General features: G+C 46.8%; 9 protein-coding genes. 8 read left to right on the forward strand and 1 reads right to left on the reverse strand.

Annotation, left to right across the window (positions count from 1 at the left end; genetic code table 11):
- The first annotated feature begins 357 nt into the window (after positions 1-357).
- The 6 genes from dnaA (at position 358) to gyrB (ending at position 6,683) form a co-directional block, all read left to right on the forward strand.
- Entirely contained in the window at positions 358-1,704 is a 1,347-nt protein-coding gene (dnaA, locus tag ACAN56_RS10775; RefSeq protein WP_038584283.1) for a chromosomal replication initiator protein DnaA, read from the forward strand.
- Positions 1,705-1,900: 196 nt separating this feature from the next.
- Complete coding sequence (gene dnaN / locus ACAN56_RS10780) at positions 1,901-3,043, forward strand: DNA polymerase III subunit beta (protein WP_038584286.1); 1,143 nt, start codon at positions 1,901-1,903, stop codon at positions 3,041-3,043.
- A 49-nt stretch (positions 3,044-3,092) separates the two neighbouring features.
- The gene (yaaA, locus tag ACAN56_RS10785) at positions 3,093-3,320 is read left to right on the forward strand and encodes a S4 domain-containing protein YaaA (protein ID WP_038584289.1); all 228 of its coding nucleotides are present in this window, start codon (positions 3,093-3,095) and stop codon (positions 3,318-3,320) included.
- A gap of 23 nt (positions 3,321-3,343) precedes the next feature.
- Positions 3,344-4,462, forward strand: coding sequence for a DNA replication/repair protein RecF (recF, locus tag ACAN56_RS10790; protein ID WP_038584292.1), 1,119 nt, complete (start codon positions 3,344-3,346; stop codon positions 4,460-4,462).
- 16 nt (positions 4,463-4,478) lie between these two features.
- Positions 4,479-4,727 (forward strand): extracellular matrix regulator RemB, encoded by a 249-nt coding sequence (remB, locus tag ACAN56_RS10795; protein ID WP_038584295.1) that lies wholly within the window; start codon positions 4,479-4,481, stop codon positions 4,725-4,727.
- A 45-nt stretch (positions 4,728-4,772) separates the two neighbouring features.
- A complete protein-coding gene (gyrB, locus tag ACAN56_RS10800; protein WP_038584297.1) occupies positions 4,773-6,683 on the forward strand; it encodes a DNA topoisomerase (ATP-hydrolyzing) subunit B in 1,911 nt (636 codons plus the stop codon).
- A 131-nt stretch (positions 6,684-6,814) separates the two neighbouring features.
- On the opposite strand, the gene ACAN56_RS10805 is transcribed toward gyrB, so the two are convergent.
- Positions 6,815-7,669, reverse strand: a complete 855-nt coding sequence (locus ACAN56_RS10805; RefSeq protein ID WP_038584301.1) for a YheC/YheD family protein — start codon at positions 7,667-7,669, stop codon at positions 6,815-6,817.
- A gap of 387 nt (positions 7,670-8,056) precedes the next feature.
- On the opposite strand from ACAN56_RS10805, the gene gyrA reads away from it, so the two are divergent.
- Both gyrA and ACAN56_RS10815 read left to right on the forward strand, forming a co-directional pair.
- Positions 8,057-10,609, forward strand: a complete 2,553-nt coding sequence (gene gyrA / locus ACAN56_RS10810; RefSeq protein WP_038584303.1) for a DNA gyrase subunit A — start codon at positions 8,057-8,059, stop codon at positions 10,607-10,609.
- 239 nt (positions 10,610-10,848) lie between these two features.
- Positions 10,849-11,949 carry an HD-GYP domain-containing protein gene (locus tag ACAN56_RS10815; protein ID WP_038584306.1) on the forward strand — a complete coding sequence of 367 codons (1,101 nt, stop codon included), beginning with the start codon at positions 10,849-10,851 and terminating at the stop codon, positions 11,947-11,949.
- Positions 11,950-12,251: the final 302 nt, after the last annotated feature.

Genomic DNA, 12,251 nt, shown 5'->3' on the forward strand with positions numbered 1-12,251 from the left:
AAAAAAATCGAAGTCATGACGGAAACTGTCGAACGGTAAACAAATTATCAACAATATGTAGTGTTGTTCTTAAAAATTATACACAAGTGCTTGAATTTGTGGATAAAATGGCGTCGCTCATTGAAAAATAAGGGGGCATTTGCTATGATGGTATTACTTTTGAATGTGAATAGATTTGTTTGTTCTATATATTATCAACAAGCTGTGGATAAAGTTGTGAACAATTCAAATTTATCCATATTTTTTTGTCTCTTGATATTGCATATTGGGGATAAGATTCAGCACTAACCCATTTTCTTCGACATTTCCACTTCATGGCTGATGCCACATTTGGAAGATTTAAAGGAGTGACAGTCTGTGGACAGCCATACTTCCGAATTATGGCAGCAAATATTATCGATTATTCAAACCAAATTAAGCAAACCGAGCTTCGATACATGGTTTAAGGCGACGAAGGCATTAACTCTTAGCCAGCACGCCATTATCATCTCGGCACCTACAACATTTGCCGTAGAATGGCTGGAAAGTCGTTACACCAAATTGGTAGGAGCTACGGTTTATGAAGTTACCGGACAACAGGTTGACGTCAAATTTGTGATTGAGGAGAACAAGCCCGTAGAGCCTGTAATCCAGCAGATGACGCCTTCTCCCGCAGTATCGCGTGAAGAAGCGCAGACTCATTTGCTTAATCCCAAGTACACTTTCGATACGTTCGTTATCGGCTCCGGCAACCGGTTTGCGCATGCAGCCTCTCTGGCTGTAGCGGAAGCGCCTGCCAAAGCGTATAATCCCTTGTTTTTGTACGGCGGGGTGGGTCTTGGGAAGACTCATCTAATGCATGCCATCGGGCACTACGTCCTGGAACATAACCCTAACAATAAGGTTATCTACATCTCGTCCGAGAAATTCACGAATGAATTCATCAACTCCATCCGTGACAACCGCGGTGAAAGCTTCCGTAACAAATACCGCAACGTTGACATTCTGCTGATTGACGATATTCAATTCCTGGCCGGCAAAGAGTCAACGCAGGAGGAATTTTTCCATACGTTTAACGCTCTTCATGAAGAACGCAAGCAAATTATTATCTCCAGCGACCGTCCCCCAAAGGAAATTCCCACTCTGGAAGAACGGCTTCGTTCCCGTTTTGAATGGGGACTCATTACCGATATTCAACCGCCTGATCTGGAGACGCGGATTGCCATTTTGCGCAAGAAAGCCAAGGCGGAGAACCTGGATATCCCCAATGAGGCCATGATGTACATCGCCAACCAGATCGATACGAACATTCGCGAGCTTGAGGGCGCATTGATCCGTGTTGTTGCCTATTCATCGCTTACCAACCAGGACGTAACCACTCATCTGGCAGCCGAAGCACTGAAGGATATCATTCCTTCCAGCCGGCCGAAGATGATCACCATGAACGATATTCAGCAAAAGGTCGGCGAATATTACAATTTGCGCATGGAAGATTTCAAGGCGCGCAAACGCACCAAAGCCGTAGCTTTTCCACGTCAAATCGCTATGTATCTCTCCCGTGAATTAACGGATTATTCGCTTCCCAAAATCGGAGAAGCTTTCGGGGGACGTGACCATACGACAGTTATACATGCCCATGAGAAGATTACGCAGCAATTAAAGGTAGACCAGGAGTTGTACAAAGTGGTAAATAATCTTGCGGAGAAAATTAAAAATCCTTCCTAAGAGGAACAAAGAGCCTATGCACAATCTATACACATGTGGGTAGGCTTAATTTTATGCTGTTTCGGGGGTTATCCACATAAACGGCGCCCCTACTACTAATACTATTAAATAACTATAATAATTCATCTTCTAAGAGCAGGTTTCGAAGAGGAATTACGTACACCTATTTCCCAATTTTTCAGCTAGGAGTGAAATCATGAAAATCAGCATTCTTAAAAATGAACTCAACGAATCAATCGGGCACGTATCCAAGGCAATCTCCAGCAGAACTACAATTCCCATTCTGACCGGCATTAAGCTGGAGGTAAGCCATCAAGGCGTTACCCTGACTGCAAGTGATACGGACATTTCCATCCAGTCCTTCATACCTGCAGAGAACGATAGCCATACCATCGTGAAAGTGGAACAGCCAGGCAGCGTTGTGCTTCCAGCCAAGTTTTTCGTCGAGATCATCAAGAAGCTTCCCTCCAAAGAAATTCACATGGAAGTCAAAGAGGGCTTTCAAACCTATATCTCTTCCGGCTCCACGGAAATTCAGATCGTCGGTCTTGACCCCGAGGAATTCCCAGTACTGCCGAGCATCGAGGAGAACGAAACGATCTCAATTCCAGGTGATTTGCTGAAAAATATGATTAAACAAACCGCCTTCTCCATCTCCACCCAAGAGACAACACCCATTCTGACAGGGATTCTGTGGAATCTGAGTGAGAATGAATTTAAATTTACAGCTACCGATCGCCACCGTCTGGCCACAAGAGCTGCGCATCTGGAAGGGACCGAGAATGTCCAATTCGCCAACATCGTCATTGCCGGCAAAACGCTGAATGAGCTAAGCAAAATCATACCGGACCAGAATATGCTGGTGGATATTGTCGTGGCCGATAATCAGGTGCTCTTCAAAATCGACAAAGTGCTGTTCTATTCGCGGATTCTGGATGGAATTTATCCGGATACTTCTAGAATTATTCCGACCAACTACAAAACAGAACTAACTTTGGATACAAAAAAACTCAGCGAATCGATTGACCGCGCTTATTTGCTGTCCCGTGAAGAAAAAACAAACATTGTACGTATGCAGACACTGGAGAACGGCGATGTTGAGATCTCTTCCAGCTCGTCAGAGCTGGGGAAGGTCCGTGAAGAACTGGAAGTGCTTGATTTCAAAGGCGAGCCGCTCAAAATCTCCTTCAACTCCAAATATATGCTCGATGTCCTGAAAGTTGTCGAAAGCGAGCAGCTCGTCATCGCCTTCACCGGTATGATGAGTCCGATTATTCTTAGACCGCTGGATGACAGCCGCAGTCTGTATGTCATTCTGCCGTACCGCACAACAAATTAAACGCCGCTGTTCACGAACCTGTGGATAAGTGGTGGAAAGGATAAAAAACATGAAAAAAATACTTATCCACAGTGGATATATTAAGCTGGACCAGTTCTTGAAGCTTTCAGATTGCGTATCCACAGGCGGCATGGCGAAGGCGCTGCTGCAGGAAGGCTACGTGAAGGTTAACGGGGAAAAAGAAGAACGACGTGGCAGAAAGCTTTATCCGGGTGATACAATAGAGGTTCAGGACAACGGCGCATTCGAGATTGAAGGCGGCGGAATAAAAGAGTAGTTCACCCAAGGAGGCAGAGGTTCGTGTTTGTTAAAAATATCGGTCTGCAGCATTACCGTAACTACGGGCTGCTGCGTCTGGAGAGCCTGGGCGATGTGAACCTGATTCTCGGTCAGAATGCCCAGGGCAAAACAAACCTCATGGAGGCTCTGTTCGTCCTGGCGATGACCAAGAGCCACCGTACCTCGAAGGACCGGGAACTCATTTCTTTCGATGCTCCCGGAGGATCCGCGCAAATTGTTGCCGAGGTGGAACGTAAATATGGCGATTTGAAGCTGGAGCTGACCTTGTCCGCCCAAGGCAAAAAAGCCAGAATCAACGGGCTGGAACAGCGCAGGCTCAGTGAATTCGTCGGCTCGCTCAACGTGGTGATGTTCGCTCCGGAAGATCTGGAGATCGTCAAAGGGACACCTGGAATACGGCGCCGGTTTCTTGATATGGAGATTGGCCAGGTGCAGCCAAGTTATCTTTTCCATCTGCAGCAATACCAGAAGGTGCTTCTGCAAAGAGGCAATCTGCTGAAGCAGCTATGGGGCAAGGAAGCAGCAGGCAAGGAGCTGTTGGAAATATGGGATGCCCAACTTATAGAGCATGGTGTTAAAATCGTCAAAAAAAGGAAACAATTCATAAAGAAGCTGCAAATCTGGGCAGAAAGCATTCACCGGGGCATTACGAACGGCGGGGAAGAGCTGAAATTGCTGTACGTCCCCTCTTTCGGCGAGCGGGACGAGGAAGATGAAGCTGTCTTATTAGACAAATTTATGTTAAAGTTATCACAAACAAGAGATCAGGAAATTAGGCGCGGCATGACGCTGACGGGTCCCCATCGGGATGACCTGTCCTTTTTTATCAACGGAAGAGAAGCTCAGGTCTACGGTTCTCAGGGGCAGCAGCGCACGGCAGCTTTGTCGCTCAAGCTGGCGGAAATCGAGCTGATCCATGAAGAAATCGGGGAGTACCCTGTGCTGCTTCTTGATGATGTTTTGTCCGAGCTTGATCCTTACCGCCAGACTCAGCTTATAGAAACCTTTCAAAGCAAGGTACAAACCTTCATCACTGCCACCGGTGTGGAAAGTTTAAGTGCCGATAAATTAAAAGGCGCAAGCCTATACCATGTTCATGATGGAAAAGTGGAGTTATAAAGAGCGGAGGAAGAGAATGTATATTCATTTGGGCGGAGAAAAGATTATTCGATCCTCAGAGCTGATTGCTATATTTGATATATCGATTGAGAGGTCCTCGAAGGTGTCGAAGCAGTTCATTGTTCATTCCCAGCAGGATAAAAAACTGGAACGAATCGGTGAAGAGGAAGCGAAGTCCATTGTCGTGACCAAAAATACTGTGTACTACTCCCCTATTTCCTCCTCCACTCTCAAAAAAAGAGCCAAAATCTTGTTGGAAATATAAGCTTTTCAGGTTACAAGAGATAATCAGAAAGAAGTAGGTGAAGGCATGTCAATGAATCAACCGACATATGATGAGAGTCAGATTCAGGTACTGGAAGGGCTGGAAGCTGTTCGGAAACGTCCCGGCATGTACATTGGTTCCACTAGCGCTAAAGGTCTGCATCATTTGGTTTGGGAGGTCGTCGATAATAGTATCGATGAGGCGCTGGCAGGTTTTTGCGACCGGATTCAAGTGATTATTCATGAGGATAACAGTGTGACCGTTATTGATAACGGACGGGGTATCCCTGTCGGTGAGAACGTGAAGCTGAAGAAATCGACGCTTGAGGTTGTAATGACTGTCCTGCATGCAGGTGGTAAATTCGGCGGTGGCGGATATAAGGTTTCGGGCGGTCTTCACGGTGTAGGGATATCGGTTGTGAACGCATTATCCGAGAAGGTAGTTGTAACCGTCAAACGTGACGGCCACGTCTACCAGCAGGAATACAGACGCGGTGCACCCCAATATGATATCAAGATTATCGGAGATTCCGACGAGACGGGTACCACTACAACCTTTCATCCGGATTCGGAGATTTTTACCGAAACGACAGTCTTCGAATACAACACGCTCCTTACCCGTATCCGCGAGCTGGCGTTTCTTAACAAGGGAATCGAGCTTTCACTGCTGGATGAGCGGACTGGGGTTTCCAATACCTTCAAATACGATGGCGGTATCGTAGAATATGTGAAATATTTGAACGAGAAAAAAGAGGCGCTTCATGAGGATCCGATCTACGTGGAAGGCTCACGGGATATGATTGCGGTTGAAGTAGCTCTGCAATATAACGATTCGTACACAGAGAACATTTACTCTTTTGCCAACAATATCAATACGCATGAAGGCGGAACGCATGAATCCGGCTTTAAGAGTGCATTGACACGGATCATCAATGATTATGCCCGCAAAACCGGCGTGATCAAGGACAGCAGCAACAACCTGACCGGAGATGACGTTCGTGAAGGATTGACGGCGATTATTTCCGTGAAAATTCCTGAGCCGCAATTCGAAGGGCAAACGAAGACCAAGCTCGGCAACAGTGAAGTCCGCGGGATTGTAGAATCCTTGTTCGGTGAGAAGCTGCAGGAATTCCTGGAAGAGAACCCTGCGGTTTCCCGGCGGGTGCTGGAGAAGTCACTGCAGGCTTCACGTGCCCGTGAGGCTGCCCGCAAAGCCCGTGAACTGACCCGCCGCAAGAGCGCTCTTGAAGTCAGTGCCTTGCCGGGTAAGCTGGCAGACTGCTCATCCAAGGATGCTTCGATCAGTGAGCTGTATATCGTCGAAGGTGACTCTGCCGGTGGATCAGCCAAGCAGGGCCGGGACCGTCACTTCCAGGCGATTCTGCCGCTGCGCGGTAAAATCCTGAACGTAGAGAAAGCACGGCTTGACCGTATCCTATCCAATGCCGAAATCCGGGCGATTATTACTGCTCTGGGAACCGGGATCAGCGAGGACTTTGATCTGTCCAAGGCGCGTTATCACAAGGTTGTTATTATGACTGATGCGGACGTCGACGGAGCCCATATCCGGACTCTGCTGTTGACCTTCTTCTACCGCTACATGCGGAAGATTATCGAAGCTGGCTATATTTATATCGCCCAGCCGCCGCTGTTCAAAATTGAGCGCAACAAAGTCATCCGTTATGCTCAAAGTGAGAGAGAACGCGATGAGATCATTGCTACCTTTGGTGAGAATGTTAAGGTAAATGTTCAGCGCTACAAAGGTCTGGGAGAAATGAACGCCACCCAGCTTTGGGATACCACCATGGATCCTGAGAGTCGCATGATGCTGCAGGTAACGATTGATGATGCAATATTAGCTGACAGTATCTTTGATACACTTATGGGAGATAATGTGCAGCCAAGATATGAATTCATTCAAGAGCATGCAAAATCGGTTCGGAACCTTGATATTTAATCATATGCGCACACCGGTCCTCATACAGACCTAGCATATGTTCCTAGCAAAGAACCTCCAGTTTCCTATTCCTTGGCGAATAGAAGCCGGAGGTTCTTTCGGTTAGGGTAGTCTTTTGCTCAGGAGAGGGGTTACCGGCGGGAGACTGCTGTTTTTCTTCTCTTTAACCGTCCATACGCCACAGCATAACGATGAATTTTGCGATAAATAGATTTGTCGTGAATTAATTTAAAGGCAATAATGGAGGGAAGGGTGTTCACTTCAAGCAGCCATACATCATGATGCTGATCCAGGGCAATATCAAGCCCGATCTCTTTAAGACCAGGGTAGGCTGTTTCAAGCTGCATGGCGATTTTTACACCCAGGGATTTTAACGACTGAAGCGTGGATGCCATCTCTGCCGGACCCATATGTTCTTTAAACAACGCATTGACGGTAAAGACACTTCCCCCGTTATGATAATTGGTCACAATCTTTTGCGGAGCGGCCACTCTGCCCAGCATTCCGGTTGTTTCCCACCCTCCATCCGGTCTTTTTTGCGTCAGTACCCGCAAATCAAACGGGCGGTCAGCATGCCGGAGCAAATCAATTCCCTGTTGGATTAAGTAGGAGCGTCCTTTAATCTTCGGCTTCAAAGCATTATGCAGCTCCTCCGTTGTGGAGAATGCTTCTGCCTCCAAACCATGGCGCAAGATATACATTATTTTTTGTTCAACCGCGGCTTCACTGCTTCCAGTACCGTAATCTCTGTTGACCGGCTGCTGTCCGCTGGGACTTAAATTCACCGTACGCTGCTCGGCTCGCATCACACCATTCCCATAAGTCCCGCGGTCAGGTTTTATATATACCGTCCCGTAGGTTCCGAGCAATTCGTTAAGAGCGGCCAAACTGTACTTTCGTGTTTCCGGGATGAAGATTGCCAGTAGGCGGTTTTGCAGGATAACTTTAGTTTTTGCCCATTTGCTGGAGACCCGTTGAATCCTCATTATCTTCCTCCTTAAAAGTTTTGTGAGCGTAACAGCATTGAATTCTCCTCGTACAAAACTTGCTTCGAAAGCATAAACTTAAAGTTTTGTGGGTTGATCTGAATGATGAATCTGGAAAGCTGAAATTTTAGGACAAGCTAACTAAACAATGTTATAATATAAGGATATGGGGTTATGTCATTTTGGACAAAACCAGGGCCATATAACCAATCTTCTTGTCTTTACAGTCTATGTAACGAAGACATTGGCGGAAAGGGCATTTACCCCTGACTGTGCCAAAAGAAATGAATATAGAAGATATAAATCTATAGTGTTTAATTGTGCTGCTTTTGTGAAAGTAATATAATAAAGGGTAGCGGTTTTTAACTGAAGGAGGTCCAGCAACTCATGGCTGAACAAAATAACCCGCAAATCAAAGATCGGGACATTGGTGAGGAAATGCGCGAATCCTTTATGGATTACGCAATGAGCATCATTGTAAGCCGGGCTTTGCCAGATGTGCGGGACGGACTCAAGCCTGTTCACCGACGCATTTTGTTTGCGATGTCGGAACTTGGAATGTCTCCGGATAAACCTCACAAGAAGTCAGCGAGAATCGTCGGTGAGGTTATCGGTAAGTATCATCCTCACGGGGACTCCGCTGTTTATGAGACGATGGTACGGATGGCGCAGGATTTCTCCATGCGCTACATGCTCGTAGACGGTCATGGGAACTTCGGTTCCATTGACGGAGATATGGCGGCAGCAATGCGGTATACCGAGGCACGCCTGTCCAAAATCGCCGGAGAGATGCTTCGCGATCTCAACAAGGAAACAGTTGATTTCGCACCTAACTATGATGGTGAAGAGAATGAACCTGTAGTTTTGCCTGCGCGTTATCCTAACCTGCTCGTTAACGGGGTATCCGGGATCGCTGTAGGGATGGCTACCAACATTCCTCCGCATAATCTGGGTGAAGTCATTGATGGCGTACAGGCGATGATCAAGAATCCAGAGATCACACCTATGGAGCTTATGGAATATATTCAAGGGCCGGATTTCCCTACAGCGGGCTATATTTTGGGCCGTGAAGGTATTCGCCAAGCTTACCGCACAGGACGCGGATCGGTTACGATGCGTGCTAAAGCAACCATTGAGGAGAACAATGGTAAAGCGCGGATCATTGTGCATGAACTGCCTTATCAGGTCAACAAAGCGAGATTGGTTGAAAAGATTGCAGAATTGGTACGTGAGAAACGGATCGAGGGAATAACCGATCTTCGTGATGAGTCCGACCGTAACGGTATGCGCGTTGTAATTGAGATGCGGCGTGATGTCAATCCAAGTGTCGTACTCAATAACTTGTACAAACATACTGCCATGCAATCTACATTCGGTATCAATATGCTGGCTATTGTAGGCAACGAGCCGAAGATCCTGAATCTTCGCGACGTGCTGTATCACTACTTACAGCATCAAATCGAAGTTATCCGCCGGCGGACGATCTTTGATCTGAAGAAGGCTGAGGCACGGGCGCATATTCTGGAAGGTCTGCGTGTTGCACTGGATCATCTGGATGAGGTTATTGCGCTGATCAGGGCTTCTCGTACGACGGATATCGCCCGTGAAGGCTTGATGGAAACATTCAGCCTCAGTATTGAGCAGGCTCAAGCAATTCTCGATATGCGGATGCAGCGCCTGACCGGATTGGAACGGGAAAAAATTGAGAACGAGTATAATGAATTGCTAGTCAAGATTGCCGAGTATAAGGAAATTCTGGCCAATGAGCATCTCGTGCTGGATATCATCAGCAACGAGCTTCAGGAAATCCGTGATAAATTTTCGGATGACCGCCGCACTGAAATCACAGTCGGAGAAGAAAGCATTCTTGACGAGGATCTGATCCCGCGTGAAGAGGTTGTCATTACGATTACGCATACCGGTTATATCAAACGTCTGCCGGTGAGCACGTATCGCAGCCAGAAGCGTGGAGGCCGCGGTGTGATCGGGATGGATACCAAGGATGAGGATTTCGTGGAGCATCTCTTCGTGAGTAATTCCCATAATTACCTCATGTTCTTTACCGATAAGGGCAAAGTTTACCGGATCAAGGCGTATGAGATTCCTGAGCTCGGACGTACTGCACGGGGGACGCCGATTATCAACCTGATTCAAATTGAACAGGGTGAGAAGATCAGTGCAGTTATCCAGGTAGAGGAAGCGGATAGCGACAAATACCTGTTCTTTGCTACCCGCGAAGGGATCGTGAAGAAAACGCCGCTTGAAGATTATAACAACATCCGCAAAGGCGGATTGATTGCCATTAATCTTCGTGAGGAAGACTCCTTGATCGAAGTTAAGCTGACAGACGGAGAGCAGAATCTGATTATCGGTACTGCCCGCGGCATGTCGATTACCTTCTCCGAGAACGATGTACGTTCTATGGGCCGCAGTGCAACAGGGGTCAAAGGGATTAACTTGGACGACAATGACCATGTGATCGGAATGGACTGCGTGGACAAGGAGCTTGAGGTGTTGATCGTAACGACTAAGGGTTACGGCAAGCGTACACCTGCCAGCGACTATCGTTCACAAACCCGTGGCGGTAAGGGGATCAAGACCATTAATCTTACGGATAAGAATGGACCGGTTGTTGGCTTGAAGGTTGTTAAGAAAGACGAAGACCTGATGATCATTACAACGAGCGGGACCCTGATTCGTACGAGTATGGATGGGATTTCTACCATGGGCCGTTATGCGCAGGGCGTTAAGCTGATTAATATCCGTGAGGATGATGCAGTAGCTACCCTTTGCAGAGCCGATAAGAATGAGGAAGACGAATTGTCCGAGCTCGAGGACGGCGAAGAGGGCCAGGTTACAGCAATAGATGAAACTGCTGAAACTACTGAAGCCGCTGAGCCTGAAATGGACGCTGGCAATGACGAGGATATTCTCGAATAGCACCCTATAAAGAGAGCACAGGTTTCTTATAAGAAGCCCGTGCTCTTTTTTTTGCTTTCTAATATAATTTTTATGGATTGCCGATACACTATCTAGCCGCTTGCAACTATCCATACTATAATTAGAGAATCAAATACTCCGGTGCTGCCTGGCGGCACACCAGTTAGCCGGTAATGTTCAGTCTCTATATAGAGCAGCATTCCTGAGCGCAAGTGTCATGAAGTAGAGGGGCTGAGTGGATGCCAAATATATCCGTAGCAGAAGTTAAACCAGGTTCAAAAGTTATTAAAGATGTAGTTACCCCTTTAGGAGGAGTATTATTTCCCAAGGGAAAAATAATACTGCCACGCGACGTTGAGATTCTGCAGGCTTTTTTAATTCAACAGGTGGAGATTGAAGGCAACCAGGGAGAGGCCGTACCTGCTGAAAATGTTAAAGCAGCCGCGAAGACGTTGCCAGTCAAGGCAGGAACACTCATTAATGAGTCAGTGCTGGCCAAAAGCAATTCCTCTTTACATGATGAATATGAGAAGATGCTGATTTTGATTAAGCAGAGCTACCGTTCTGTTGCTGCTGCCTCGATACCCATTTTTGAATTACGCAGTCAGTTGGAAGCATTGATCGGCAATTTAAAAGATTATCATGTCTTGAAGTTTGCTCCACGGATTCTGCATGATGAAGATTATAACTATCACAATGCAGTGCTGTCGGCATTAACCTGTTATAAAATCGCCCAGTGGTGCGGATATCCGCAGAAAGATTGGATGCAGGCTGCATTTGCCGGTTTGCTGCATGATATCGGTAACGTTAAAGTAGATGGGGCACTGCTGCACAAGCCGACCCCGCTGAATGGAGCGGAATTAGAAGAAGTTCGCAGACATACCACTTATGGATACCAGCTGCTGAGAAATGTTACAGCTATTAACGAAGGGGTTAGACTTGCGGCACTTCAGCATCACGAAAAAATAGACGGTACTGGTTATCCGCTCCATCTGGAGGGCAGCCAGATTCATGTCTACGCCAAGATCGTTGCTGTGGCTGATATCTTTCACGCCATGACCCTGGAGAAGGCTTACAGAAAGGCTCAGTCGCCTTATCTGGTATTGGAGCAGCTACAGACCGAAAGCTTCGGTAAGCTGGATCCGGTTATCGTTCAAACCTTTATTCAGAAAACAACAGATCTCTATAATGGCACAAGAATACGATTAAGCGACGGGCGTCATGGAGAGATTATCTTTACAGACCGCAGCAATCCTACCCGCCCTATGGTGCAGGTGGAGGGAAAAATCGTCAACCTGATGATGGAACGTGAGCTATACATTCAGGAGATCATTGCCTAACCCAAGGGATGAGTCCAATGAAAGCTTTGTTATCGCCCTTTATGCTGGTGCTTTTGCAGTAGGGGGCGGTACAAGCTGTTTACTCTAGAAAGAATTTTATAAATAATGCTTGCAATGTAGAACCATACATGATATATTCTATTTCTGGCCGCGAAACATCAACGCCGGGCTCGAAAAAGAAGTTGAAAAAAAGAGCTTGCATTGATCGGTTGGATGTGATATATTATAAGAGTTGCTGGTGACGAGATAATCGACACTGACAACGAGCTTGATCTTTGAAAACTGAACAACGAGTGAGTATG

This window comes from Paenibacillus paludis (assembly GCF_042610515.1).
GTDB lineage: Bacteria > Bacillota > Bacilli > Paenibacillales > Paenibacillaceae > Paenibacillus_AQ.

Bases quoted from the DNA above. Each gene is read 5' to 3' on its own strand.
- dnaN (WP_038584286.1), top strand. From the start codon at position 1,901: ATGAAAATCAGCATTCTTAAAAATGAACTCAACGAATCAATCGGGCAC.
- yaaA (WP_038584289.1), top strand. From the start codon at position 3,093: ATGAAAAAAATACTTATCCACAGTGGATATATTAAGCTGGACCAGTTC.
- remB (WP_038584295.1), top strand. From the start codon at position 4,479: ATGTATATTCATTTGGGCGGAGAAAAGATTATTCGATCCTCAGAGCTG.
- gyrB (WP_038584297.1), top strand. From the start codon at position 4,773: ATGTCAATGAATCAACCGACATATGATGAGAGTCAGATTCAGGTACTG.
- ACAN56_RS10805 (WP_038584301.1), bottom strand. From the start codon at position 7,669: ATGAGGATTCAACGGGTCTCCAGCAAATGGGCAAAAACTAAAGTTATC.
- gyrA (WP_038584303.1), top strand. From the start codon at position 8,057: ATGGCTGAACAAAATAACCCGCAAATCAAAGATCGGGACATTGGTGAG.
- ACAN56_RS10815 (WP_038584306.1), top strand. From the start codon at position 10,849: ATGCCAAATATATCCGTAGCAGAAGTTAAACCAGGTTCAAAAGTTATT.